Origin of the sequence: Streptomyces sp. NPDC057743, assembly GCF_042798755.1 — a bacterium.
Lineage (GTDB): Bacteria > Actinomycetota > Actinomycetes > Streptomycetales > Streptomycetaceae > Streptomyces.
In genome coordinates this window covers 146,133-170,541 of sequence record NZ_JBHVJX010000004.1, presented here as the reverse complement: position 1 = coordinate 170,541, position 24,409 = coordinate 146,133, and the positions used below count along the sequence as shown (strand labels likewise).

Annotated in this window: 22 protein-coding genes and 2 tRNA genes; 12 read left to right on the top strand and 12 right to left on the bottom strand. The window is 71.2% G+C overall.

Annotated features, from left to right (window positions below):
- Positions 1 to 150: 150 nt before the first annotated feature.
- Together ACFVFQ_RS06030 and ACFVFQ_RS06025 are read right to left on the bottom strand one after the other, a co-directional pair.
- On the bottom strand, positions 151 to 465 hold the full coding sequence (locus tag ACFVFQ_RS06030; RefSeq protein WP_383409399.1) for a TfoX/Sxy family protein: 315 nt from the start codon (positions 463 to 465) through the stop codon (positions 151 to 153).
- Positions 466 to 955: 490 nt separating this feature from the next.
- Positions 956 to 1,029: transfer RNA gene (locus ACFVFQ_RS06025), tRNA-Gly, on the bottom strand.
- A gap of 571 nt (positions 1,030 to 1,600) precedes the next feature.
- Between ACFVFQ_RS06025 and dcd the strand changes: the two genes are divergently transcribed.
- The 3 genes from dcd (at position 1,601) to ACFVFQ_RS06010 (ending at position 4,469) form a co-directional block, all read left to right on the top strand.
- A complete protein-coding gene (gene dcd, locus ACFVFQ_RS06020) occupies positions 1,601 to 2,176 on the top strand; it encodes a dCTP deaminase (protein WP_383409397.1) in 576 nt (191 codons plus the stop codon).
- A 70-nt stretch (positions 2,177 to 2,246) separates the two neighbouring features.
- Positions 2,247 to 2,744: a phosphoribosyltransferase gene (locus ACFVFQ_RS06015; RefSeq protein WP_383409394.1), complete on the top strand. Its 498-nt coding sequence runs from the start codon at positions 2,247 to 2,249 to the stop codon at positions 2,742 to 2,744.
- 159 nt (positions 2,745 to 2,903) lie between these two features.
- On the top strand, positions 2,904 to 4,469 hold the full coding sequence (locus ACFVFQ_RS06010) for a ricin-type beta-trefoil lectin domain protein (protein ID WP_383409391.1): 1,566 nt from the start codon (positions 2,904 to 2,906) through the stop codon (positions 4,467 to 4,469).
- A gap of 138 nt (positions 4,470 to 4,607) precedes the next feature.
- On the opposite strand, the gene ACFVFQ_RS06005 is transcribed toward ACFVFQ_RS06010, so the two are convergent.
- The 4 genes from ACFVFQ_RS06005 to ACFVFQ_RS05990 form a co-directional block, all read right to left on the bottom strand.
- Positions 4,608 to 5,573 (bottom strand): Yip1 family protein, encoded by a 966-nt coding sequence (locus tag ACFVFQ_RS06005; protein WP_383409866.1) that lies wholly within the window; start codon positions 5,571 to 5,573, stop codon positions 4,608 to 4,610.
- An 811-nt stretch (positions 5,574 to 6,384) separates the two neighbouring features.
- Positions 6,385 to 7,569 carry a methyltransferase domain-containing protein gene (locus ACFVFQ_RS06000; RefSeq protein WP_383409388.1) on the bottom strand — a complete coding sequence of 395 codons (1,185 nt, stop codon included), beginning with the start codon at positions 7,567 to 7,569 and terminating at the stop codon, positions 6,385 to 6,387.
- Positions 7,566 to 7,703 carry a hypothetical protein gene (locus ACFVFQ_RS05995; RefSeq protein WP_383409385.1) on the bottom strand — a complete coding sequence of 46 codons (138 nt, stop codon included), beginning with the start codon at positions 7,701 to 7,703 and terminating at the stop codon, positions 7,566 to 7,568. Before ACFVFQ_RS05995 ends, ACFVFQ_RS06000 begins: the two co-directional genes overlap by 4 nt.
- A gap of 201 nt (positions 7,704 to 7,904) precedes the next feature.
- Positions 7,905 to 8,117: a hypothetical protein gene (locus tag ACFVFQ_RS05990; RefSeq protein WP_383409382.1), complete on the bottom strand. Its 213-nt coding sequence runs from the start codon at positions 8,115 to 8,117 to the stop codon at positions 7,905 to 7,907.
- Positions 8,118 to 8,229: 112 nt separating this feature from the next.
- Between ACFVFQ_RS05990 and ACFVFQ_RS05985 the strand changes: the two genes are divergently transcribed.
- Entirely contained in the window at positions 8,230 to 9,066 is an 837-nt protein-coding gene (locus ACFVFQ_RS05985) for a Scr1 family TA system antitoxin-like transcriptional regulator (RefSeq protein WP_383409863.1), read from the top strand.
- Positions 9,063 to 9,263 (top strand): DUF397 domain-containing protein, encoded by a 201-nt coding sequence (locus ACFVFQ_RS05980; RefSeq protein WP_383409379.1) that lies wholly within the window; start codon positions 9,063 to 9,065, stop codon positions 9,261 to 9,263. Before ACFVFQ_RS05985 ends, ACFVFQ_RS05980 begins: the two co-directional genes overlap by 4 nt.
- Positions 9,264 to 9,374: 111 nt before the next feature.
- Here the strand turns inward: ACFVFQ_RS05980 and ACFVFQ_RS05975 are convergent, their stop codons facing one another.
- A complete protein-coding gene (locus tag ACFVFQ_RS05975; RefSeq protein ID WP_383409377.1) occupies positions 9,375 to 10,826 on the bottom strand; it encodes a penicillin-binding transpeptidase domain-containing protein in 1,452 nt (483 codons plus the stop codon).
- Positions 10,823 to 12,238 (bottom strand): FtsW/RodA/SpoVE family cell cycle protein, encoded by a 1,416-nt coding sequence (locus ACFVFQ_RS05970; RefSeq protein WP_383409858.1) that lies wholly within the window; start codon positions 12,236 to 12,238, stop codon positions 10,823 to 10,825. Before ACFVFQ_RS05970 ends, ACFVFQ_RS05975 begins: the two co-directional genes overlap by 4 nt.
- Positions 12,239 to 12,680: 442 nt before the next feature.
- Here ACFVFQ_RS05970 and ACFVFQ_RS05965 point away from each other — a divergent pair, with 442 nt between their 5' ends.
- Together ACFVFQ_RS05965 and ACFVFQ_RS05960 are read left to right on the top strand one after the other, a co-directional pair.
- Complete coding sequence (locus ACFVFQ_RS05965; protein ID WP_383409374.1) at positions 12,681 to 13,979, top strand: cytochrome P450; 1,299 nt, start codon at positions 12,681 to 12,683, stop codon at positions 13,977 to 13,979.
- Positions 13,980 to 14,482: 503 nt separating this feature from the next.
- Entirely contained in the window at positions 14,483 to 15,427 is a 945-nt protein-coding gene (locus ACFVFQ_RS05960) for a helix-turn-helix transcriptional regulator (protein ID WP_383409371.1), read from the top strand.
- Here ACFVFQ_RS05960 and ACFVFQ_RS05955 read toward each other — a convergent pair.
- The 4 genes from ACFVFQ_RS05955 to ACFVFQ_RS05940 all read right to left on the bottom strand — a co-directional run bounded on the left by ACFVFQ_RS05955 (position 15,424) and on the right by ACFVFQ_RS05940 (position 18,416).
- Positions 15,424 to 15,879 (bottom strand): NUDIX domain-containing protein, encoded by a 456-nt coding sequence (locus ACFVFQ_RS05955; RefSeq protein WP_383409368.1) that lies wholly within the window; start codon positions 15,877 to 15,879, stop codon positions 15,424 to 15,426. The genes ACFVFQ_RS05960 and ACFVFQ_RS05955 overlap by 4 nt on opposite strands.
- Positions 15,880 to 16,034: 155 nt before the next feature.
- Positions 16,035 to 17,300 carry an MAB_1171c family putative transporter gene (locus ACFVFQ_RS05950; RefSeq protein WP_383409365.1) on the bottom strand — a complete coding sequence of 422 codons (1,266 nt, stop codon included), beginning with the start codon at positions 17,298 to 17,300 and terminating at the stop codon, positions 16,035 to 16,037.
- A complete protein-coding gene (locus ACFVFQ_RS05945; RefSeq protein ID WP_274913282.1) occupies positions 17,293 to 17,814 on the bottom strand; it encodes a hypothetical protein in 522 nt (173 codons plus the stop codon). The genes ACFVFQ_RS05950 and ACFVFQ_RS05945 overlap by 8 nt, the downstream gene beginning before the upstream one ends.
- A 530-nt stretch (positions 17,815 to 18,344) precedes the next feature.
- A tRNA-Arg gene (locus tag ACFVFQ_RS05940) sits at positions 18,345 to 18,416 on the bottom strand.
- Between the two features lie 223 nt (positions 18,417 to 18,639).
- Between ACFVFQ_RS05940 and ACFVFQ_RS05935 the strand changes: the two genes are divergently transcribed.
- The 5 genes from ACFVFQ_RS05935 (at position 18,640) to thrC (ending at position 24,336) form a co-directional block, all read left to right on the top strand.
- Complete coding sequence (locus ACFVFQ_RS05935) at positions 18,640 to 19,140, top strand: PleD family two-component system response regulator (protein WP_383409362.1); 501 nt, start codon at positions 18,640 to 18,642, stop codon at positions 19,138 to 19,140.
- A 121-nt stretch (positions 19,141 to 19,261) separates the two neighbouring features.
- Positions 19,262 to 20,302: an ArgS-related anticodon-binding protein NrtL gene (nrtL, locus tag ACFVFQ_RS05930; protein WP_383409357.1), complete on the top strand. Its 1,041-nt coding sequence runs from the start codon at positions 19,262 to 19,264 to the stop codon at positions 20,300 to 20,302.
- Between the two features lie 100 nt (positions 20,303 to 20,402).
- A complete protein-coding gene (gene lysA / locus ACFVFQ_RS05925; protein WP_383409355.1) occupies positions 20,403 to 21,794 on the top strand; it encodes a diaminopimelate decarboxylase in 1,392 nt (463 codons plus the stop codon).
- A 158-nt stretch (positions 21,795 to 21,952) separates the two neighbouring features.
- Positions 21,953 to 23,245 carry a homoserine dehydrogenase gene (locus ACFVFQ_RS05920; protein WP_383409352.1) on the top strand — a complete coding sequence of 431 codons (1,293 nt, stop codon included), beginning with the start codon at positions 21,953 to 21,955 and terminating at the stop codon, positions 23,243 to 23,245.
- An 8-nt stretch (positions 23,246 to 23,253) separates the two neighbouring features.
- On the top strand, positions 23,254 to 24,336 hold the full coding sequence (gene thrC / locus ACFVFQ_RS05915; protein ID WP_383409349.1) for a threonine synthase: 1,083 nt from the start codon (positions 23,254 to 23,256) through the stop codon (positions 24,334 to 24,336).
- The last annotated feature ends 73 nt before the right edge of the window (positions 24,337 to 24,409 follow it).

Genomic DNA, 24,409 nt, shown 5'->3' with positions numbered 1-24,409 from the left:
CTGTCACAGATTGAGGGCAGCCCCGAACTCGCCGGGCACCTGGAACAGTTGGGCAACCGCCTGCTGCGTGCCGCCCGCGCCCTCAACCGGAACGGTGCCGGGGCCCAGTGAGCACCGGCCCCGGCACTGCAGGCGGTCGGGCAGGCAGGGTTACTTCTTGGGTGGAAGCTCCGCGGTGACCTCTATGGCCCACTTCAGCCACTCATCGGGGATGTCATCGTCGAGGGTGTCCTCTGCCAGGACTACCCAGCCCGTCTGCTCCTTGCCCCTGGACAGGGCCTCATCCATTCCGTCGGGCCCGACGCGCACCATCAGACCCTCTTCGTACAGGTTCGCCAACGCGTTGTCGTTCAGGGGGAAGGTGAGGCCGCCGAACATCTTCTTCGCGGTCACACCCTCGGGCTCCAGCCGCTCTTTGACCCGCTCTGCCAGCACCTCGTCGTATGCGATTGGCCCCACGCTCACCAGGGACACCCCAAGCTGCGCGCTGTGGCCTGGCCAGCCCGGAGCCCAGGCACGGGCGAGAACCGAAGCCCGTCATGGATCGTGATCGCAGAAATGGACGACTGCGCAACAGGAGATCACGCGAGGCCGCCAGTTCAACTCACGTACCACTTCCCGCGAAAGCCCCGGTGGTGAGAGAGCTCCGTTTCCCCTGCATGTCACCTCCAACCCTCCCCCGGGGCCAGCTCGTTCGCTCACTGGCTCGGTCAAAAACTCAGCTACACAAGGGAGTTTGCGACTGCATCGTTGCAGGCCGCCCAGTGCAACGTGATGCAGGCCACAGAAATTGCGTCTCGGGATTCGAGATGACGGCCGATCGGATCGCTCAGTGGGGCCTTGCGGGTGTCAACTCGGCGCGTTAATCGGCCCCTTGTGGCACGCATCTGGCACGCGGCCCAAAAATGGTCTAGACAACAAACAAGGCCCAGGTCTCCGACCTGGGCCTTCGTTATGGAGCGGGTGACGGGAATCGAACCCGCGCTCTGAGCTTGGGAAGCTCATGTTCTACCATTAAACTACACCCGCGTAACACCGCCGAACTTCTGAAGGCGGAGCGTCGCCGCACACTCTACCCCATCACCGCGCCGCGGTGCATTTGGCATGTCCAAGGGCTGTGTGGCAGGGCGGATTTCGGGGCGTTCCGGTGGGCGCCACGGGGCGGGATGCGGGTGCGGGGGAAGGGAGTTGAGGCGTACGGTGGGGCACCGGAGTGCCGCCTGCGAGTCCATCCAGTTCATCCCCTAATGTGGCTTTTGTTGTCCAGGCAGTTGGGAGAGGGACTTGATGGAGCGCACCGTCGTACGTTGTGCCGAGGGGCACGTGTTCAGCACCGCTTCGTTCCCCATGCAGACCACCGACCGGCTCGGTCCCGGACGGTTGCTGCGCTGCCCGCGCTGTGCTCGGTTGCGGCACGCGGTGCCGGTGGAGCACGCGAAGCGGTAGCGGCGGTCGCGAGGTCGCGGCGGAGGCCGGCGGCCTGAGGCCGGCGGTGATCTCCGGGTGTGACGTCGACATGAGACAGGAGTGGCCCGGTCCCCGGTGGGGGCCGGGCCCTCGTCGTGCAAAGGGGTGTGCGCGGGCGCGTATCCTCGTCTGCGTGCTTCTCTCAGACAAGGACATCCGGGCCGAGATCGACGCAGGTCGGGTGCGCATCGACCCCTACGACGAGGGGATGGTGCAGCCGTCCAGCATCGACGTGCGGCTCGACCGCTTCTTCCGGGTGTTCGAGAATCACCGCTACCCGCACATCGACCCCGCCGTCGAGCAGCCCGACCTCACCCGCGAGGTCGTGCCGGAGGGCGACGAGGCGTTCATCCTGCACCCCGGTGAGTTCGTGCTGGCCTCGACGTACGAGGTCATCAGCCTGCCGGACGACATCGCCTCGCGGCTGGAGGGCAAGTCCAGCCTCGGGCGACTGGGGCTGCTGACGCACTCCACCGCCGGGTTCATCGACCCGGGGTTCAGCGGGCACGTGACGCTGGAGCTGAGCAACGTGGCGACGCTGCCGATCAAGTTGTGGCCGGGCATGAAGATCGGGCAGCTGTGCATGTTCCGGCTGACGTCGCCGGCGGAGCACCCGTACGGCAGCGAGCGTTATGGCTCGCGCTATCAGGGGCAGCGAGGTCCGACCCCGTCCCGGTCGTTCAAGAACTTCCACCGTACGCAGGTGTGAGGCACCTCACCAGGGTGCGAGGCGGGGTCGGTGCGGGCCCCGGAGACGAAGAGAAGGTCGTAAGAGAGTCGTGGGTGACGTGCGGGAGAACCTGACGTACGAGCTGTTCGGCGGAGCGATCCGGGAACTGGCGCAGACCATCGCGGATGACGGGTACGAGCCCGACATCGTGCTGTCGATCGCCCGGGGCGGGGTGTTCGTGGCCGGCGGTCTGGCGTACGCGCTGGACTGCAAGAACATTCACCTGGTGAATGTCGAGTTCTACACCGGGGTGGGCACCACCCTGGAGATGCCGGTGATGCTCGCGCCGGTGCCGAACGCGATCGACTTCTCGGACAAGAAGGTGCTGATCGCCGACGACGTCGCCGACACCGGCAAGACGCTGAAGCTGGTGCACGACTTCTGCCTGGGGACCGTCGCCGAGGTCCGCAGCGCGGTGATCTATGAGAAGCCGCACTCGCTGGTGAAGTGCGAGTACGTCTGGAAGCGCACCGACGACTGGATCAACTTCCCGTGGAGCGTCGAGCCGCCGGTGGTCCGGCGCGAGGGCCAGATCCTCGACGCCTGACGGTCGCCGCACCGCCTTCCCACGAGCCCGCGTTTTCCGCGGGCTCGTGGCGTTTGTGGCGTTTGTGGCGCGCCTTTCGGCCAGTTCCGTCCCGGGTGTTCCGCCGGTCACTACCTCCGAGTAGAAACCGGCGGTAACAGCAGACCGGAGGGGAGGCCCATGGTGCCAGCGAGACGCGGACGAGGGCGGCGGCTGCGGGCCGTCGTGGCGCTGTCGGCGGCGGTGTTGACCGCCGCGTTCACGGTGACGGCCGGCGGCGCGAGCGCCGTCGGGGCGAGGCCCACGACGGCGGAAGCCGGAACGACGGCCGGGCACCGGGCCGTTGCCCCCCTGTCGCCGGAACTGGAACGGGTCCGGGCACAGCAGGCGACCAAGCTGTACGGCGACCCCGCGGTGCGGCCGCTCGCCGACCGGAAGACCTCGCTGATCTCGCTGGGCGACAGCGAGATCTCGGGCGAGGGCGTCGGGACGTACGAGCCGGGCACTGACGGGCCCACCAACTGGTGCCACCGGTCACCGGACTCGGCGATCCACCGCACCGGGATCGCGGCGGACGTGACGTACAACGTCGCCTGCTCCGGCGCGTACACCGGCAACATCAAGATCGGCGGCAGCAAGCAGTACCCCGACGAGCTGGTGCAGAGCGACAGCCTGGCGATCGCGGCCCGCAACACCCGGCTGAAAATGGTGCTGTTGGTCGCCGGCGCCAACGACGACCTCCAGTTCGGCCCGGTGATGACGGACTGCGTCAAGCACTGGTTCCTGCTCCAGGGGACCTGCGAGCCGACGTACCAACCGGGGTGGCAGGCGCGCGTCGACGGCCTGGTGCCGAAGGTCGAGTCGACCGTGCGGGACCTGCGCACGGTGATGCGCGGCGCCGGATACGCCGACGGCGACTACCGGTTGGTGGTGATGTCGTACCCGAGCCCGATCGGGCCGGACGTGGAGGACAACCCGCACTTCCCCGGCAAGCTCCCGGGCGGCTGCACCGGCTACACCTCGGACGCCGGCTGGGGCCGCAACGCCGCCGTGCCGGCCTTCGAGCGCGGCGTCCGCAAGATCGCCCAGGACACCGGCGTCACCTACCTCGACTCCTCGCGGCTCTTCCACGGCCACGAGGTGTGCATGGCCAACACCTGGGCCCGCGGGCTGTACGTCAACGTCGCCAACCCCTTCCCGCCGGACGCCAATTCGGTCCGCCAGTCGTTCCACCCCAACGCCCGCGGGCATGCCGCGTTCGCGTCCTGCCTGACCCAGCTCTACGCGGCGCCGCAGTTGCGCGAGGCGTCCTGCGCCGACCCCGCGGACACCGGGCAGCCCACGCTGTACGCCGGCGCCTGGGACGACGCCTACCGGCCGCTGAAGAACGCCGCGACCGGCGCCTGCGTGGACGCCACCGGCGGCCTGTCCCGCAACGGCACCGCGGTCGGCGGCTGGGACTGCAACGGCCAGCGCAACCAGGGCTGGTGGTACGACCCGGACCACAAGTCGCTGCACGTCGAGCTGACCCAGGCCCGGTGCCTGGACGTCCCCGGCGCCCGCTACGAGGCCGGGGCCGGGCTGATCCTGTGGAGCTGCTCCGGCGCGGCCAACCAGCAGTTCACCCGGGACGGCGGCACGCTCCGGCCGACCGCCGCGCCGACGCTCTGCCTGACGCTGGGCGCCGCCAAGGACCCGCTGCGGCTCCAGAAGTGCGACGGCTCGGCGGCGCAGCGCTTCGCGTGAACGTCCACGAGGTCGATACGGCCGAGGGGCCCGCCCCGGGAGGTGTCTCTCCCGGGGCGGGCCCCTCAGCCGTGGACTCTTCCGCGGTCTCTCGGTCTCTCGCGGTCTCTTCGTGGGCCGGATCGTGCCGCGCGCCCGTTACAGGGTGCCGAGCTTCACCAGGGCCAGCAGCGCGACCAGTTGGATCGCGGCGGCGCCCAGCGCCTTGGGCCACGGCAGGTCGTGCGACTTGCTGACCATGGACGTCAGCAGATAGCCGGTGGCGAGCCAGGTGGCCCACCCCAGGACCTGCACCAGGGGGCTGTCGCCCCCCAGGAACATGGCGAAAAGCAGCCGCGGAACGTCCGGAATCGTCATGATCAACATGGCCAGGCCGACGGTCGGCTGCCAGGCGCCGTCGCCGCCGAGCTGGCGGGCCATGGTGTGGGTGACCGCACTCAGGATCAGCCCACCGACGATGAACATCACCGCGGTGATCAGCACCCACGGGATGCTGTTGCTGAACGTGGCGTTGAGCACGTCCTCGCGGGCCTTGTCGAAACCGAAGACCGCGAGCAGGCCGTAGAGGAACGTGACGATCAGCGCCGGGCCCCATAGCGGGTGGTCCCGCATCTGCCAGAACGTCGGCGTGGGCCGCAGCACGATGCCGGGCAGCAGCTCCTTCCACGGCAGCCGGGGGCCGGCCGGGGGCGCGGACGTCTGCCCGGCCCGGTAGGTGCCGCCCGCCGCGTACTGCGCGTCGCCGGGCCCGTAGCCGTCCCCGTACGTGCCGTAGGCGTCCGGCGCCTCGCCGACGCTGAACTGCTGGGTGTGACCAGGGGCGTTGTGCTGGGAGTCGTACGGTGCGTAGGCGCCGCCGGCGCCGTCGCCGAAGTACTCGGGCTCGCCCTGGGGCCCTTGCCCGTGCCCTTGCGGGCGTCCCTGCTGGCCCGGGCCGCCGTACGGCTGCGGCGCCGAGGGCCACGAGCCCTGCGGGGGCGTGGGCGGGGGCGAGGGCTGCGGGGGCTGCTGCCCGTACGTCGCCGGTGGCCCGTACCCGGGCGGCCCCTGGGGCCCCGCCTGTTGTCCGTCTTGCGCGGGACGGGCGTCCCGTCCGCGACCCATCCTGAATCCAGCCACGCTCCCGAACGTACCTGGTCCCGCGGAGCGGGTGGCCCGCGTCAGTGGGCCTACGGCCCTTTGGGGCCGAGCTGTGACATCCCCTAGGGGTCCCCCTTCGGGGGCCGCCTACCACGTTGTCGGCTCTCCCGCCGTTGCCTGCGGCCGGCTGTGCCCCACGTTGTTGGCTGTCCCGCCGTGGCGCCTGCGGCGGGGGCTTGTTGTCCGCTGCGCGGGGCTGTCGGCTGCGGTGACGGGCCTCCGGGGGCGGTATGCCAGACTGCTTCGCTTTACGTCTGGCATACCGCCCCCTCCGACCCGTCCCCTCCCGTTGAGGGGTGGATTTCCCTGGGCGGGGGCTGATCCTTGTGGTCCCCTGACGGTCACCGCCCGGTGGCTGAGGCCGCCCGTCCTCTGACGGTCACCACTCAACCCAACGTCCCGAGTTGACCCACCGGCCGGAGTTGACCAGCGGCCTGAGTTGACTCAGCGACCCGAGTTGGCCCACCGGGCGGACGTGGCACCCACCCGTTTTTCCCACCCACCCACGGGAGGGGACGGGCCGGAGGGGTGGGGGTGCCAGACGTAAAGCGAAGCAGTCTGGCACCCCCACCCCGGAGGACCGTCACCGCACCCAAAAGCCCCGCGCAGCGGACAAGGCAACTCGGCCCGCCCCGCGCAGCGGATACGTGCCGTAGGCGCGAACTGCGGCGAAAACCCCCACGGCGGGGGTGGTCCGAAGCTCGAAACCGGTACTTCTGTCACGGGCCTGAGAGTGCCCCGCCCGGGGACGAGCCCAGACGGGGCTTCGGGGCCGTCACTGCGTGGCAGGTCGGCCGGGTACCGGATTGTCTGGCGAGTCGAGCCACACCCGCTCGCCGTCGTCGTCCACGGTGAGTCCGAACCGCTCGAAACCGGGGCGGCCGTGGTCGTCCCACCAGCGCCACGCGGCCTCTAGTTCGTCCCACAGCCGGCGGGGGCCCGACTGGACGACTGGGAACCTCTCGCAGCCCTTCTGGTAGCCGGCCGTTGCCCACGAGGTAACGCCCATGTCCATGAGCCACAGCCGGTAGGCCCCGCCGTCGCCCCACTCGACGCGACAGAACAAGTCCCGCACCTGCACGCCGATGGCGAACATGTGCACCCAGTCACCCACGTCGTTCGGGGAAAGCGTGGTCTCGGACCGGGCGCCAGTGCCGGGCCACCCTGATCCACCCAAGTAGGCGCTGGTCGGCGGTAGTTGCTTGCGTTGCGCACTGATCCGCATGAACGCCGACGACCCTACGAATGGGCCGGATGCCGTTCCATCCTCAGCGACCGTGAGACGCGCTATCGCCTCCCCGCCGTACGTCGGCCCCCACGGGGTCACGATCACGCCCCCAGTGGCCGTCTGCGCCCGCCAGGCAGGAGGAACCGACCCGACCGAACACGTCGCCACCACGCGGTCAAACGGGGCCCGCTCCGGGTAGCCCGCCGCCCCGTCGCCAACATGCACCAGCGGGTGAAACCCCGCCAAGTTCAGGCGCGTTCGCGCGTCCTCGGCCGTCGCCGGGTCAACCTCGACGGACACGACGTGATCGGAGCCCAACCGGTGCGACAGGAGACCCGCGTTCCATCCCGTTCCGGTGCCGATCTCCAACACCGCGTGCCCGGCCTCAGCACTCAGCGCGTCCAGCATCGAAAACACCATGGTCGGCATGGAGTTGGAACTGGTCGGGGTCCGGCCCTTCTTCGGGCCCGTGTACTCCCCGCCGTCCCACTGAGTGGTGATCGGTGCGTCACGGTAGACCGCCTCCCACCACACGTCGGGTTGCTCGGCCCGGGCCACGCGGTCGTCTTGGCGGTTCATGCCCGCCCGACCCGGCCAAATCGTGTCAGGCACGAACAGGTGACGGGGCACCGCCTCAAAGGCGGGCAACCAATCGCTTGTCAGCGCTCCCTTTTCCATGAGCGCGGAGGCGAGCCGCTTGGGGCCCGCCTCCTTGAGTTCGTGCTCGGTCACTTGCCGTCCGCCGGGCCCTGGCCGTCGTTGGTGTTGCCACCCTCGTCGGAGCCGCCATCGCCGTGCTTGTTGCCGCTGTCGCTGTCGTCCTGCGGGTTTCCGCCGGTCGCCATCGTCAACCACCATGCGTTCATGTCGTTACCTCCTCGTTGATGGTGCTGAGTACCCGCCCTCCGGGACGGGAGTGTGTGAGGGAAGGGCAGGGGAGCAGACGCCGCGCTACCACTTCCGGCCGGTGTTCTTGCCCGCGTCCGAGCCGTACGACGAACGGCGATTCTCCTCGGCGGCCCGCTCGCGCAAGTCCTTGGTGGAGCCCTTCTCCTTCGGCTGCTCACTCATCGCCGGGCCGCCTCCAGGATCCGGCACAGCCGCTCCGTGTCCGAGTCGGACAGCGGCGGGGGCGCGACCTTCTCCACCAGGGCGCCGCTGGCCCTTTTGATGGTGGCGACGACCGGTTCACCATCAGGGAATCCGGCCGACTTGAGCGCGTCGCTCAGGCGCTTGCACAACTCTTCGACCGTGCGTGCCGGTGCGGGGGTGGCACACATGCTCGCCTCCTTTGCTCTCAGTAGCGCTTCCGCTACCGGGGAGGTTCATCGTGGCTCAGACCTGGGAAGCGTTCAACGTGTTGGTGGTGGACGGAAGATAGGCGAACAGGCCATAAACAAAAACGAGTTGAACCCGGATGCATCACCCGAGGCGGCCTACGGAGCGCGTCTACGCAGCCTGCGGGAAGCGCGCGGCTGGACCCAAGAGGATCTTGCCGGCCGCACGGACTATTCCAGCGTGCACGTTTCCGCCGTCGAAAATGGTCGGAAGCCTCCAACCCTCCGGTTTTCCAAGGGCGTTGACGCGGCGCTTGGGCTGGTCGGAACGGACGCCTCGTTCGAACGCGAGTACCGGCAGATCAAGCACGGCAACTTGTTGGAGGGCTTCCCGGAGTACGTCAAGTACGAGGGCAAGGCGGCAGAGATCCGGCTGTTTGAGATCGGACTGGTCCCCGGTCTGTTGCAGACACCGGAGTACGCGCGGGCGGTGGCAGACGGCGACGTGCAGCGCGGAGCCATCACGCCCGAACAAGCAGAGGAGCGGGTCTCCTTCCTTGCGAGGAGGCAGGCCGCGCTGGTGCGCTCCCGGTCACCCATGGTGCTTGTGGTGATGGATGAGAGCTGCCTTCGCCATGCGGTCGGTGGTACCGAGGTGATGGAAGCTCAGTTTCGGCGCTTGATCGAAGTCGCCTCTCTCCCCAACTGGGTATTGCAGGTGTCACCCTTTGAGATAGGGGCGCGGCGGTCGTTCAACCTCCCGATGAACCTACTGACGATGTCGGACCTGTCCGTGGTCGCGTACGCGGAGTCCCAGTTGCGGGGGCATCTGGAGCGCGATACGGCAGCCGTGCTGCCGTTGTTGACGGCCTACCATCAGTTGCAGGCCGAAGCTCTGCCCCAGGCGGCATCGGTGGACGTGATCAATGAGGTACGAAAGGGCACCCCATGACGACCGACTCCCCCCGCTGGTTCAAGTCCTCCTACAGCAGCAACGGCGGTAACTGCGTCGAGGTTGCCGCCAATGTGCCCGGCGTCGTCCCCGTCCGTGACAGCAAGGACCCGCACGGCCCGGCGCTGGTCTTCCAACCTGGTGCCTGGTCGGCATTCGTCTCTGCTGTCCAGGGCGAAGAAATAACCACCATGTAAGTCCAGCGAGACAGTGGAACTCGCGCACCCACCCCGACTCGTGGACATATCGGGTGAGTTGGGCGCGGTGACGTAACTGGTACGTGGGGGCCGGCCGTTGTGTTCCGTTGCTTACCGCAGGCCGGCGGTCAGTACCGCTTTGGCGATCGGACCGGCGCTGCCGCCGCCGCTGATGTCGTCGCGTTCGGCCTCCGCGTCCTCCACGACCACCGCGACCGCCGCCGTCGGCTCGTGGCTCTCGCGGTTGCGGGCCCAGGCGATGAACCAGGCGTACGGGGTGCCCTCGTTGCGCACCCCGTGTTGGGCCGTCCCCGTCTTGCCGCCCACGGTGTATCCGTCGATGGCCGCGGTGTGGCCGCTGCCGTGCTCGACGACCTCGGTCATCAGCTCCTGGAGTTGTTGCGCGGTGGCCGGGTTCATCACCTGCCGGGTGGGGCCCCGGGGTCCGGTGCCGACCGTCACCCCGTGCGCGTCGGTCACCCGCTCCACGAGGTACGGGGGCGTCAACTGGCCGTCGTTGGCCACCGTCGACGCCACCATCGCCATCTGGAGCGGGGTCGCCGCGGTGTCGTACTGGCCGATGGCGGAGAGCGCGAGCTGCGCCGGGTCCAGATCCGTGTCGAAGGTGCTGGGTGCGACGGGGGAGGGCAGCCGCAGCCCGGCGCCGAAGCCGAACTTCGCTGCCGTCCGGGCCATCGTGCGCAGCCCCACGCCGACGCCCAGCCGCGCGAAGACGGTGTTGCAGGAGAGCCGGAACGCCTCCCGCAGGCCGATGTGTTCGCAGCCGTCGGTCGGATTGCCCAGTTGGGTGCGGGTGCCCGGCAGGGTGTACGGGTCGGGCACGTCCAGCGGGGCGTCGAGGTCCTTGACCAGGCCGGACTCCAGCGCGGCCGTCGCGGTGACGACCTTGAAGGTGGAACCGGGCGGATAGGTCTGCCGCAGCGCCCGGTTGAGCATCGGCCGGTCCGCCGCCCCGTTCAGCCGGCGCCAGGCGGCGGACACCGAGCGGCCGTTCCCGGAGAGCTCGCCGGGGTCGTACGAGGGCGAGCTGACCAGCGCCAACACCCGCCCGCTGCGCGGCTCGACGGCCGCCACCGCGCCCTTGCGGCCGGCCAGCCCGCGGTACGCGGCGCGCTGCATCGCCGGATCGACGGTGGTCTCGACCCGGCCGCCGGGCGGCCGCCGGCGGATCAGCCGGTCCCACCACGGGAAGCCGGCCAGCCGCGGGTCGGTCCCGGCGAGGATGCCGTCCTCGGCGCGCTCCAACAGCGAGGTGCCGTACGTCTGTGACGCGAAGCCGGTGATCGGCGCGTACAGCGGGCCGTCGGTGTAGGTGCGCTCGTAGCGCAGCCGGCCGCCGCTGTCCCGCGAGCCGGTGACCGGGCGGCCGCCGACGACGAGCGTGCCGCGCGGCTGGGCGTACCGGGCGATCGCGGGCCGCCGGTTGGCCGGGTTCGCGGTGTAGCCGTCCGCCTCGAAGACCTGCACCCGGACGGCGTTGACCAACAGCGCGGCCAGCAGCAGGAAGGAGAACGCGGCGGTGTGCCGGATGCCGCGGATCACCGGGCCGCCCCGACGGCGTCCACGGCGGGCCGGGGCGGCCGGACGGGGGCGGTCGACCGCGGTCCGCGCGCCCGGTCGGTGAGCCGCACCAGCAGCGCGACGATGATCCAGTTGGTGACCACCGACGAACCGCCCTGCGCCAGGAACGGCATCGCCATCCCGGTCAGCGGGATCAGCCCCATCACCCCGCCGGCGATCACGAACACCTGGAGCGCCGGCAGCACCGCCAGCCCCACCGCCAACAGGCTGCCGAACGCCTCGCGCAGCCCGAGCGCCGCCCGGTACCCGCAGACCGCCGGCAGCGCGTACAGCAGGAACAGCGCGCACAGCCCGGCCAGTCCGAGCTCCTCGCCCACCGTCGCCAGGATGAAGTCGGACTTGCGCGCGAACCCGATCAGCGACGAGTGCCCCTGCCCCAGCCCCGTCCCCAGCGTCCCGCCCGCGGCGAACGCGAACAGCGACTGGGCCAGTTGCCCCGGCCCCCGGCCCGCCGCGATCCCGGCGAACGGATGCAGCCAGTCCGCCACCCGGCCGTGCACATGCGGCTCCAGCACGCCCACCGCCGCCGCCCCGGCCGCCGCCAGCAGCACCCCCACCGCGATCCACCCGGTCCGCCCGGTAGCGACATACAGCAGCACGATGAAGACGCCGAAGAACAGCAGCGAGGTGCCCAGGTCCCGTTCGAGGACCAGCACCCCGACGCTCACCAGCCAGATCGCGACGACCGGGCCGAGCACCCGCCCCCAGGCTCTCAACGTCGTTCGAGCCGGGGGTACCCCCTTGGCCGGTAGCAGCAGCCGCCACACTCCTTTTCCGGTGTGCGCCAGCGCCTCCCGGTTGGTCGCCAGGTACGCCGCGAAGAACACCGTGATCAACACCTTGGCGAACTCGGCCGGCTGGAGCGAGAATCCGGCCACCCGGATCCAGATCCGCGCGCCGTTGACGGCCGGGAAGAAGATCGGCGCCACCATCAGGGCCAGCGCCAGCCCCGCGCACCCGTAGGCGCAGCGCTGGAGCACCCGGTGGTCGCGCAGCCCGGCCACCACCGCGATGAACAGCGCCACGCCCACCGTGGACCACACCAACTGGGCCGGCGCGGCGTGGTCGTGGACCGTCTCCAGGTCCAGCCGGAAGATCAGCACCAGCCCGAGCCCGTTGAGCAGCACCGCGGTCGGCAGCAGCAGCGGGTCCGCGTACGGGGCGCCGAACCGCACCGCCAGGTGGGCCAGCAGCGCCAGCCCGCCGAGCCCCGCCGCGTACCGCAGCGCCCCGCCCGGTACCGCGTGCGCCCGCGCCAGCCCCACCACCAGGTAGCCGCAGAAGCTGATCAGCACCGCGCCTACGAGGAGGGCCAGTTCGACGCCGCGCCTCTTGGGCCGGGGCGCCGCCGCCGACGCGTTCCCCGCCCGCACCTCCGCCGCATCCGCCCCGTCCGCCACATCCACAGCGGCAACGTAGCAAGCAAAACGGTGCAATTCGGTCATGTCGCCCACCCTGTCAACCCCTCCCGCCGTACGGAACACGGACGGAATACGACCGGGACACGGGTGGCCGAAAGTGCTCGCCGTCCCCTAGGGGAAGAATCAGGGACCTCACAGGGCGCGGGGCGCGCCCGATCCGCGACCGACTCCAACGGCAGTTTGTAAACTCGGTCAGAACGAAAAGCAGAAGGCCGAGCTCGTCACGCTGATGCGGGCGACCGAACGCACCGGTCGACGCCATGGACCTGTGCCATGGCGCCGCACGCGAGGGGCTATGGCGTACGACACCGAGCACGCCAGTGAAGGTCCCGCGCCGTTTCGGCCCACGGGGGCGGCCGAGCGCGGGTGACCGTCCCCCGCGACGAAAGGCAGTATGAGCGCCATGACGACCCTCCGTTCCCGGATCTTCGCCTGGGCCGGCCGCCTCTACCTGGCGAGAACGCGGAAGAAGGGCTTCGACCTCTCCCGCATGTCCTTCCTGCCGGACTCCGTCCTGATGCCGCTGCGCAGGGAGGGGCTCGACCCGGTCCCCGACCTCGCCGCGGTCCGCGAGCGCGAGCCCATCAGCAAGCTCCCGGTGCCGATAGCCGCCAACGTCTGGCTGGTCACCGGCTATGACGAGGCCAGGGCCGTCCTCGGCAACGGCCAGGCGTTCAGCTCCGACTTCACCAACCTCGTCGGCAAGGCCGGCGCCGGCGCCGAACAGAACCCCGGCGGCCTCGGGTTCGCCGACCCGCCGGTGCACACCCGCCTCCGCCGGCTGCTCACCCCCGAATTCACCATGCGCCGCCTGAGCCGGCTCACCCCGCGCATCCACGACATCGTCGAGGAGCGCCTGGACGCCATGGAGCAGGCCGGCCGCAACGGCGAGCCGGTGGACCTCGTCGCCCACTTCGCCCTCCCCATCCCCTCCCTGGTCATCTGCGAGCTCCTCGGCGTCCCCTACGAGGACCGCGACGACTTCGAGCGCCTCAGCGCCGCCCGCTTCGACCTCTTCAGCGGCGCCAACGCCTCCTTCGGCGCCATATCCGAATCGCTCGCCTACTTCCGCGACGTCGTCAAGAAGCAGCGCGCCAACCCCGGCGACGGCCTGCTCGGCATGATCATCCGGGAGCACGGCGACTCGGTCTCCGACGAGGAGCTCGCCGGCCTCGCCGACGGCGTGCTGACCGGCGGCTTCGAGACCACCGCCAGCATGCTCGCGCTCGGCGCCCTGGTCCTCCTCCAGGACCCGCAGCACTTCGCGGCCCTCAAGGACGGCGAGGACGTCGTCGACGCCTACGTCGAGGAGCTGCTGCGCTACCTCACCGTCGTCCAGGTCGCCTTCCCCCGCTTCGCCCGCGAGGACCTGGAGGTCGGCGGTGTCCGGATCGCCGCCGGCGACGTCGTGCTGTGCTCCCTCAGCGGCGCCGACCGCGACGGCGAACTGGGTCCCGACATGGAGCAGTTCGACCCCCACCGCGCCAAGGCCCGCTCCCACCTCGCCTTCGGCTACGGCATCCACCGCTGCGTCGGCGCCGAACTCGCCCGCATGGAACTCCGCGCCGCCTACCCGGCCCTGGTCCGCCGCTTCCCCACCATGCGCCTCGCCGCCCGCCCTGAGGACCTGGCCTTCCGCAAGCTGTCGATCGTCTACGGCCTGGACTCGCTGCCGGTTCGGGTGGACGGCTGACAGGCGCCCACCCGCCGCGCGGGGGAGCGGCCCGGACCCGCTCCCCGGCGCCCCAACCCCGGGCAACGAAAGATCCCTTGACCGGCAGCACGCCGGTCAAGGGATCAGTGTTGTGGGGCGGCGCGAAGCCGGGCCGCCGGCCGACGGGCGCGGCGCGCGTCGCCAAGTGCCCGCAGCCGCGGGTGACTTGCGCGCTTCACGGGCGTCGAGGCGTAGGGCGAAAACGCCAGTTGGGGACAAGGCGGGCAGCGCCTCCCCCGTGCGCGCTGCCTGCCCTGCCCCTCACCCGGCCATCCGCCGCGCCACTGCGCGGAGTTCGGCCCGGTCCAACCGGTGCGACCGACGAGGAGAGTGCGGCGGGAGCCGGGTGGCGTCCCGGCCGAACCTCGCGTCGGCTAGATTGAAGTTATCCCGATTCAGTGAACCGATCAAGTCGTCGTTTCAGGCGCCGGTGACTAGAGTTCGTAGATCGAATCCAAGCCCGTCGCCCAGGAGTAACTGCCATGCCCGCTCGTCGATTCGACGGTCGCCGCGTACGCGCCGTACGCCGAGCCGCCGAGCTAGTCCAGTGCCAGGTGGCACAGGCGGTCGGCGTCCGGGACACGGCCGTGGCGAGCTGGGAGACCGGCCACAGCGCGCCGCCCCCGGAGAAGCTGCCGGCGCTCGCCCGCGCCCTGGGAGCGGAGCTCGACGAGCTGTTCCCCCGGGACGGCCTCCCCGATCTCGCCGATCTGCGCGCCGACGCCGGCTATGCGCAGCGCGACACCAAGGCCATCACCAAGACCAAGAGCACCGGCGCGGTGGCCAACGCCGAACGGGGCCGCAGACGCCTGGCCGACGCCCTGGTCCAACCCCTGGCCGCCGCCTACGGGGTGAGCGTCGAGGCGCTCCTGACCGCGCAGGAGCGCTCGTTCGGCCACGAGCTCCCCGAGCCCCCGTCCCGACCGGCCGCCGAGCCGGCCGCCGAGCCGGCCGCCGAGCCGGCCACGGAGAGCGCGGCGGAGCCCACCACCGGGCCCGCCGCCGGCCAGGAGCCGCGGACCATCGCGGAGAAGATCGCCGGCCTGCTGAGGCTCTCGAAGCCCGACGCCCGCCCCACCCACGCCGAGCTCGCCGCCCGCGGGAACGAGCGTTTCGGCCAACCTGTGCTCTCCGAACGGCTCGTTGCCGAGCTGCACTCCGGGGCGGTGACCGAGGCCCCGCCCGAGGCCCTCAAGGCGCTGGCCCTGGCCCTGGACGCCCCCGAGCTCTTCTTCTCCAGCCACGACCGCGAGGTGGACCGGATCGTCAGCGGGATACGGCTGGTCAAGGACGGCTTCACCGGCATGGCCGCGCGCGGCCGGGACGGCGGCGTGCCGGCCGAACTCATGGACTACATCAGCGAGATGTTCCAGGAGATCCGGCGCACCGAACTCCCGGACCCCCCGCCTCCGTCGGACCGTCCCTAGCCCGCCGTCACCTCGACATAGCGCTGCTGCCCGTCCTCGCGGGCGGCCAACGCCGCCTCCCAGGCGACGCTCATCGGCGCCGGGATCAGCTCCGGCCCGATCTCCCGCGGCGCCACGAAGCGGTGCTCGGCCAGCTCCTCGGACTGCAACACCATCGACTCCTGCTGGGCGCCGGTGAGCGTGCCGCCGTCGAAGACGTAGTAGACGTGCGAGCCGCGGCCGGGGACGGTCACCCACGCGCTCACCAGCAGCGGACCGACCGCCGGCTCGACGCCCAACTCCTCGCGCAGCTCGCGCGCGCAGGCCGCGCGCGGCAGTTCGCCCTCGTCGATGCGCCCGCCCGGCAGGTTCCAGGCCGGCTTGTAGGTCGGCTTCACGATCAGCACGCGGCCGTCCTCGTCGGTGACGACGGCCCCGGCCGAGGCCCCGACACGGGCGTGAGCAGCGCTCATGGGTGACTCCTGGATCTGTCGTTGGTCGACCGGAGGCTACTGGAAGCCGGCCGACCGGAAGGTGGTCGATGGTCAGTGGGTCGATCGCCGGTTGGTGGCACGGCGGTTGGTGGAACGACGGTTGGTGGGACCGAGATCGGTGGGGCGTCCGCCGGTCACGCCGGCGTCGCCGCGCCCAGCAGCCGGACGGTGGCCGTCGGGTTGGCGCTCGCGTAGGCGTCGGCCACCGTCAGCAGCCACGGCACCTCCGCGGCGAGGCTCTCCCCGCGGCCGGAGGGGAACGGCACGGGCGAGCCGACGGGGCGGTCGGCGCTCGCCATGGCGGCCCGGATCCAGTACGCCTCGGCGACGGCGTCCGCGGGCCGGCCGGCCGTCTCGGCCGCCGCCAACTCCGTGGCGTGCTGGTACAGATCCTCCGGCGCGCGCCGGCGCAGTTCGTGGATCGCGTCCCGGATCTCCGTGACGTACCGGCCGAGTCGGATCTGCGGGGACGCGTCGTGCGCGAAGATGTCCCGCGCCGTGTTGAGCGGCGCCGCCAGCCGGCTGCCCGGCAGGATGCGGCTCGGCGGGTACAGCACCAGGTCGGGCACCACGAACGCCAGGTCCCGCCAGAGCCGGTGCAGCCGTCGGATCGCCGCGAGGGTCCGGTAGCGCAGCACGGCGACGTGGATGGTCGGGGCGATCACACCGATCGCCCACAGGAGGAAGGCCCCGTACAACAGGGTGTCGGTCACCGCCTCCTGGACGGCGGCGGGCCCCTCGGGCATCGGGCTGACGGTGTTCCAGACCGCGCAGACGGCGCGCACCGCGCAGTACAGCGTGGCCACGGCCATCCCGACGGCCATCAGCCACAGCCCGACGCGCAGCGTGCGGCGCGGCGCGTGCCGGGCCTTGCTGCCCCACTGGTATCCGCACAGCGCGGTGACGGCGCCGGAATAGACGTAGAACAGGCCCATGTACACGGCCAGTCCGGCCTCCCCGGCGTGCCGCTCCATGAAGTACGGGGACGTGGGGACCTCGGTGCGGTGCAGCCAGAAGAGGAAGACCCCGGCCATGACGGCGATGGTGAGCGCGCACGCCCACCCCGCGTGCCGGTGCACCGCCGAGGTGATCCGAACCCGACGGCTCGGCTCCGCGCCCGAGGCGAGCTCCCCGGCGTCGACGGCCGTGAGGTACCGCAGCAGCGTGCACATCGCCGCGATCGTGATGGTGTGCTTCAGCAGCGTCGCCAGGTCGGCCACGCCGATGTGGTCGACGAGGAACCTGCCGAGCGCGGTGCGCATCAACCAGGCCAGCGCCAGCGCGGTGAACGTGCCCCACAGGGAGCGCTCCCGGGCCCGGCCCCGCAGCGCGGCGGGTGCCCGCCACAGGGCCTGCACCAGCAGCAGGCCCACGATGGTGTAGGCGATCGCATCAGTCACGGGGGCTCCTGCCGGGATGGGTGAGGGTGTCGTCCAGCGCGCGCAGCGCACCGTCCTCGATGAACTCGTCGCTGTACGCGATGTGGTGGATGAGGTCCGCCACGGTCTCCGCGCGGGCCTCCTCGCGGGTGCCGTAGCGCCGGCGGGCGGCCGCCTGCCCGCGCCCGATCAGCCGGTCGACCAGCTCGGCGGACGGATCGCCGGCGACCCGGTCCAGCACCTGCGAGGTGACCCCGTCGGCGTCGTCGCACCACAGGTGCCCCAACTCATGCAGGATGATCTTCTCGCGGTGGAAGCGCGTGGTGCTCTCGACGTGCAGGATCAGGTCGAGCGGCAGGGTCTCGTGCTTGAGCCACAGCCCGCACAACCCGGTGCTCCCCAACAGCCGGTCCGGCAGCGGCACCAGCCGGATGCTGCGGCCGCGCGCCGCGGCGATGTTCGCCACCAGCCCGTCGAGGTCGAACGGTCGGGGAACGGGCATCTCCTCGACGATCCGCCGGGCTTCCTTGCGCACGGCACGGTGGTTGACCGGCCTCCCGCCTTCCTGGCGACGCCTCCTCCACCGCATGCGACTGGTTCCCTATACCCGTAAGCCCCGGAATCGGCAGACCAAACGATGGCAGCGCGTCATCCAGTCCACTCGATGAGTCGAAGCGACATTAGGCGATTTCCGACTGCCCTTGTCAAGTGTGGGATTCAAACCCCCGAACACCTTGAATTCCCAGGCAATTTAGCTTCCTGGTCAATGCATCATCGTCTGTTATCTGCTGTGACACCGTAGCCACCACCACGGCCGGCACCGCGCGCCCGGAACGGCGCCCCCACCAACTCGCCCGCGCCGCCCGCGAATTCCCCGCGCATCCGCCAAGAGCCGCAACACCGGCCCCAGTTGGCCAACACGGCGACGGCGGCCGGGCGTTCACGACGCACCACAACCGTCCGTCCCGACCCAAACGAAAAAGCCGGACCCAGCGAGACTGGATCCGGCTCTTCCTCTTGGCAGCTGCGCTGACCAATCGCGCTCTCGCATCGGTCGAAGCGAAGTGCCCCCGGCAGGATTCGAACCTGCGCACACGGCTCCGGAGGCCGTTGCTCTATCCCCTGAGCTACGGGGGCTTTGCCGCTCGTTGCGGCGACGGGTAGAACACTACCAGCTCCGCCGGGGTGGTCATGAACGTTCCGGTGGTCAGGGCCGGGAGCGGGGCCCGGGCAAGGGAGGAACGGCGTCCGTAGCGCATGCGGGCGGGCGGTCGACGGCGGTCGTTGAAACGTCCCCCGCACGAGGGCGGAAGTGGGCAAAACCGGGACGCAGCAGCAGGGGCGCGCCTAGTCTCATGGTGTGCCTGGCTTGTCCGGTCGGATCCTTGTGGTCGATGACAACAAGGTGATCCGGCAGTTGATCAGGGTCAACCTTGAGCTGGAGGGCTTCGAGGTGGTGACCGCGGCTGACGGTGCCGAGTGTCTGGATGTCGTCCACCGGGTCAGACCCGACGTGGTGACCCTGGACGTGATGATGCCGCGGCTGGGCGGGCTGCACACCGCGGCGCGGTTGCGCTCCGACCCGCGCACCTGGGACATCCCGATCGCCATCGTCAGCGCCTGCTCCCAGGGTGAGGTGGACAACGGGGAGTCGGTGGGCATCGACGCGTATGTGGCCAAGCCGTTCGAGCCGACGGACCTGGTGCGCACGGTGGGGATGCTGGTGCGCGAGGGGCGGGAGCGCCGCGGGTACGGCGGCCTCGCGGAGGACGCCGGGGGAGCGGAGAACGGGCGCCCGGGCGGGGGCGCGTGGGGGAGCGAGGGTGAGCCGGGCGCCGGGGGCGATCGGGCCGCCGGATGACGCGCGACGGAGCCGGACGCGTCCCGGTCGTCGGGCGGGGAACGGGCGGCGGAGCGGGCCGGCAGTCCACAGGGCGAAACCCGTTCGCGTGGGCACCCCCCTCCTCCCATACGCTGGTGCTGTGACCCCGGAAGAGCTCTCCCGTACCGTCCTGTGCTCCGTGCGCGGGGCCGTTGCGGAGCGGGAGCTCTCCGTGTCCGTGCCGGCGCGGATCGTGGTGCAGCCGCCGCCCCGTCCCGGCTGCGGGGAGTACGCCTCCAACGTCGCGCTGCAACTGGCCGGCCCCGCCGGGTTGCCGGCGCGCGAGGTCGCCGAGATCCTGCGGCGGCGGCTGACCGGGCAAGACGGCATCGCGCGGGTGGAGATCGCCGGGCCGGGGTTCCTCAACTTCCACTTGGGCGGCGCGGCCGCGGCCGGCCTCGTCGCGGACGTGTTGGCCCGGGGGGAGCGCTATGGCGAGCCCCCGGCGCCGGGGGCCGCGGGGCCCGGCCGGCCCGGTGGCCCGGCGCGCTTCGTGGGGCAGTGGGCGCGGGCCCGGGAGAGGGTCGTCGGCGAGGTGCTGGCGCGGCTCGGCCGAGCCGCGGACGCGGGGGCGGGGGCGGGCGGAGCCCCGGGCCTCGACGGTGAACTGGCCTCTCTGGTCGCGCGACTGGGGAGCGACGAGGCGCGCTGGGCGCTGCTGCGGCCCGCCGCGCACGACCCGGTGCGGCCGCCGGAGCGGCCGGTGCAGCACGAGGACAACCCGCGGTTCCGCGTCCAGTACGCCCACGCGCGCACCCGCGCAATGGTGCGCAACGCCGCCGAGTTGGGCTTCGCCGGCGAGCCGGGCGACGTCCGCGGCGAGGCGCCCGACGGGACCGCGGCCGACCACCGCCCCCCGCAGGACGCCTCAACGCTCCGGACGCTGGAGACCTGCCTCGGCACGTACCCGACCGCCACCGCGACCGCCGCCCGACGGTGCGCGCCGGATCGCGTGGTGCGCCATCTGGAAGCCACCGCGGACGCCTATCTGCGGTGGCAGGAGGAGTTCTGGCCGCTGCCCGTCGGCGGGGAGAAACCCTTGGCCGTGCACCGCGCCCGGGTGGCCCTCGCCGAGGCCACGGGGACGGTGCTGGGGAACGGCCTGCACCTGCTCGGCATCTCTGCTCCTGAACACGTCTGAATCCGGAGACCTCCGATGCATGCGTCCGACGTCGTGCGAACCGCAACGGTGGCCGTCCCGATCAGCACCTCTGAACGATCTTGAGGGGACCGTTTCCGTTATGAGCCGTTCCGCGCACCCCGCAGGCCCCCGGCATGGCGACGTACTGCCCGAGGGGCACTACGCCGGGCCGCCCGCCGACCTCAACTCCCTTGACCCGCAGGTCTGGTCCCGCACCGTGGCGCGAGACGCCGACGGCGCGGTGACCGTCGGCGGGCTGTCCGTGACCGCGCTCGCCGAGGAGTTCGGCACGCCGGCCTACTTCCTGGACGAGGCGGACTTCCGGGCGCGCTGCCAGGCATGGAAGGACGCGTTCGGGCCGGACGCCGACGTCTTCTACGCCGGCAAGGCGTTCCTGTCCCGGGCCATCGTGCGCTGGCTGCACGAGGAGGGCCTCCACCTCGACGTCTGCTCCGGCGGAGAACTGGCGACGGCGCTGGACGCGGGGATGCCCGCCGAGCGCATCGCCCTGCACGGCAACAACAAGAGCACCGAGGAGATCACCCGGGCCGTCGAGGCCGGGGTGGGCCGCATCGTGCTGGACTCCTTCCAGGAGATCGCCCGGGTCGCGCACATCGCCGAGCGGCTCGGCAAGCGCCAGCGGGTGCAGATCCGGGTCACGGTCGGCGTCGAGGCGCACACCCACGAGTTCATCGCGACCGCGCACGAGGACCAGAAGTTCGGCATCGCGCTGGCCGGCGGCCAGGCCGCCGAGGCGGTCCGGCGCGCGCTGAAGCTGGACGGCCTCGAACTCATCGGCATCCACAGCCACATCGGCTCGCAGATCTTCGACATGGCCGGCTTCGAGGTCTCCGCCCGCCGCGTCGTGGAGCTGCTCGCGGAGGTCCGCGACGAGCACGGCGTCCAGCTGCCGGAGATCGACCTCGGCGGCGGCCTGGGCATCGCCTACACCTCCGCCGACGACCCCCGGGCGCCGCGCGAGATCGCCGAGGCGCTGCGCGGGATCGTCGGCCGGGAGTGCGCGGCGGCCGGGCTGCGGATGCCGCGGATCTCCGTCGAGCCGGGCCGGGCGATCGTCGGCCCGACCGCCTTCACGCTCTACGAGGTCGGCACGGTCAAGGAGTTGGAGGGGCTGCGCACCTACGTCTCCGTGGACGGCGGGATGTCGGACAACATCCGCACCGCGCTGTACGACGCGGAGTACAGCGTGGTGCTGGCCTCCCGGACGTCCGACGCCGAGCCGATGCTGTCGCGGGTGGTCGGCAAGCACTGCGAGAGCGGCGACATCGTCGTCAAGGACGCCTTCCTGCCCTCCGACGTGGCGCCGGGCGACCTGCTCGCGGTGCCGGCGACCGGCGCGTACTGCCGCTCCATGGCCAGCAACTACAACCACGCGCTGCGCCCGCCGGTGGTGGCGGTCAACGACGGTGCGGCCCGGGTGATCGTCCGGCGGGAGACGGAGGAAGATCTCCTGCGGTTGGATGTCGGGTAGGGGCGGATCGTCGGGGACCGGGCCCCTGATGAAATAAATGTCTCGGCATCCGGACGCGGGGCGGAAAGCGCCGTCCGGTGCGTGAGACTGGTCCATGACCAGGAAACTGGTGCGTGACCAAGCATGAAACCGCTGGATCGAAGAAAAGACGAGGTCGAATGATGCGTACGCGTCCGCTGAAGGTGGCGCTGCTGGGCTGTGGTGTAGTCGGCTCAGAGGTGACGCGCATCATGACGACGCACGCCGACGACCTCGCGGCCCGCATCGGTGCGCCCGTGGAGCTCGCCGGGATCGCCGTCCGCCGCCCGGAGAAGGTGCGGGCCGGCGTCCCGGCCGAGCTGATCACCACCGACGCCACCGCGCTCGTCAAACGCGGCGACATCGACGTGGTCATCGAGGTGATCGGGGGGATCGAGCCCGCCCGGGGGCTGATCACCACCGCCTTCGAGCACGGCGCGAGCGTGGTCTCGGCCAACAAGGCCCTGGTGGCGGCCGACGGCGCCGCGCTGCACGCGTCCGCCGAGAAGCACAACGCCGACCTGTACTACGAAGCGGCGGTCGCCGGCGCGATCCCGCTGGTGCGGCCGCTGCGCGAGTCGCTCGCCGGCGACAAGGTCAACCGCGTCCTCGGCATCGTCAACGGCACCACCAACTTCATCCTCGACAAGATGGACACCACCGGCGCCGGCTACAGCGAGGCCCTCGACGAGGCCACCGCGCTCGGCTACGCCGAGGCCGACCCGACCGCCGACGTCGAGGGCTTCGACGCCGCCGCCAAGGCCGCGATCCTCGCCGGCATCGCCTTCCACACCCGCGTCACCATCGACGACGTGCACCGCGAGGGGCTGACCGAGGTCACCGCCGCGGACATCGCCTCCGCCAAGCGGATGGGCTGCACCGTCAAGCTGCTGGCCATCTGCGAACGGGCCGCGGACGGCGCCTCGGTGACCGCCCGGGTGCACCCGGCGATGATCCCGCTGACGCACCCGCTGGCGTCCGTGCGCGAGGCGTACAACGCGGTCTTCGTGGAGGCCGACGCGGCCGGCCAGTTGATGTTCTACGGGCCGGGCGCGGGCGGTGCGCCGACCGCCTCCGCGGTCCTCGGCGACCTCGTCGCGGTCTGCCGCAACAAGCTCGCCGGAGCCACCGGGCCGGGGGAGTCGGCGTACACCGCGCTGCCCGTCAGCCCCATGGGTGAGGTCGTCACCCGCTACCACATCAGTCTCGACGTGGCCGACAAGCCCGGCGTCCTCGCGCAGGTCGCGACGGTCTTCGCCGAACACGGCGTGTCCATCGACACCGTCCGCCAGCAGGGCAAGGACGGGGAGGCGGACCTCGTCGTCGTCACCCACCGGGCGACCGACGCGGCCCTGTCGTCGACGGTCCAAGCGCTGCGCGAGCTGGACACCGTCCGCGGCGTCGTCAGCATCATGCGGGTCGAAGGGGAGTAGAGGAACCCATGTCTGCCAATTCCACCGTGGCCACCAGTAGGCAGTGGCGCGGCATCATCGAGGAGTACCGCGACCGGCTGCCGGTCAGCGACACGACCGAGGTCGTGACCCTCCGGGAGGGCGGCACGCCGCTCGTCCCCGCCCAGGTGCTGTCCGAGCGCACCGGCTGCGAGGTGCACCTCAAGGTCGAGGGCGCCAACCCCACGGGGTCGTTCAAGGACCGCGGGATGACGATGGCCATCACCCGCGCCAAGGAAGAGGGCGCCAAGGCCGTCATCTGCGCCTCCACCGGCAACACCTCCGCCTCGGCCGCCGCCTACGCGGTCCGGGCCGGGATGGTCTGCGCGGTGCTGGTCCCGCAGGGCAAGATCGCGCTCGGCAAGATGGGCCAGGCGCTGGTGCACGGCGCCAAGATCCTCCAGGTCGACGGAAATTTCGACGACTGCCTGACGCTGGCCCGGGGCCTGTCGGAGAAGTACCCGGTCGCACTTGTGAACTCCGTCAACCCGGTGCGCATCGAGGGCCAGAAGACCGCCGCCTTCGAGATCGTCGACATGCTCGGCGACGCCCCTGACATCCACGTCCTGCCCGTCGGCAACGCCGGCAACATCACCGCCTACTGGAAGGGCTACCGGGAGTACGCGGCCGACGGCGTCGCCGCCCGCACCCCGCGGATGTGGGGCTTCCAGGCGTCCGGCAGCGCCCCGATCGTGCGCGGCGAGGTCGTCAAGGACCCGCACACCATCGCCACCGCGATCCGCATCGGCAACCCCGCCTCCTGGGAGTTCGCCGAGCGCGCCCGGGACGAGTCCGGCGGCTTCATCGACGACGTGACGGACCGTCAAATCCTGGCCGCCTACCGCCTGTTGGCCGCGCAGGAGGGCGTCTTCGTGGAGCCCGCCTCGGCCGCCTCGGTCGCCGGTCTGCTCAAGGCCGCACAGGAGGGCAAGGTCGACCCCGGCCAGCGGATCGTCTGCACGGTCACCGGCAACGGCCTGAAGGACCCCGACTGGGCGGTCGCCGGCGCACCGCAGCCGGTCACGGTCCCGATCGACGCCGACGCCGCGGCCGAGCGCCTCGGCCTCGCCTGACCCTCCCGGACAACCCCCGGGACCTGCGCAGACGTTCGGGGGCGGGCGGGCCGACCAGCCGCCCGCCCACCCC

Excerpts from the sequence above, each read along its gene's own strand:
- ACFVFQ_RS06010 (WP_383409391.1), top strand. The coding sequence starts at position 2,904 with ATGGTGCCAGCGAGACGCGGACGAGGGCGGCGGCTGCGGGCCGTCGTG.
- ACFVFQ_RS06005 (WP_383409866.1), bottom strand. The coding sequence starts at position 5,573 with ATGGGTCGCGGACGGGACGCCCGTCCCGCGCAAGACGGACAACAGGCG.
- ACFVFQ_RS05995 (WP_383409385.1), bottom strand. The coding sequence starts at position 7,703 with ATGAACGCATGGTGGTTGACGATGGCGACCGGCGGAAACCCGCAGGAC.
- ACFVFQ_RS05990 (WP_383409382.1), bottom strand. The coding sequence starts at position 8,117 with ATGTGTGCCACCCCCGCACCGGCACGCACGGTCGAAGAGTTGTGCAAG.
- ACFVFQ_RS05980 (WP_383409379.1), top strand. The coding sequence starts at position 9,063 with ATGACGACCGACTCCCCCCGCTGGTTCAAGTCCTCCTACAGCAGCAAC.
- ACFVFQ_RS05965 (WP_383409374.1), top strand. The coding sequence starts at position 12,681 with ATGAGCGCCATGACGACCCTCCGTTCCCGGATCTTCGCCTGGGCCGGC.
- ACFVFQ_RS05960 (WP_383409371.1), top strand. The coding sequence starts at position 14,483 with ATGCCCGCTCGTCGATTCGACGGTCGCCGCGTACGCGCCGTACGCCGA.
- ACFVFQ_RS05955 (WP_383409368.1), bottom strand. The coding sequence starts at position 15,879 with ATGAGCGCTGCTCACGCCCGTGTCGGGGCCTCGGCCGGGGCCGTCGTC.
- lysA (WP_383409355.1), top strand. The coding sequence starts at position 20,403 with ATGAGCCGTTCCGCGCACCCCGCAGGCCCCCGGCATGGCGACGTACTG.
- ACFVFQ_RS05920 (WP_383409352.1), top strand. The coding sequence starts at position 21,953 with ATGATGCGTACGCGTCCGCTGAAGGTGGCGCTGCTGGGCTGTGGTGTA.
- thrC (WP_383409349.1), top strand. The coding sequence starts at position 23,254 with ATGTCTGCCAATTCCACCGTGGCCACCAGTAGGCAGTGGCGCGGCATC.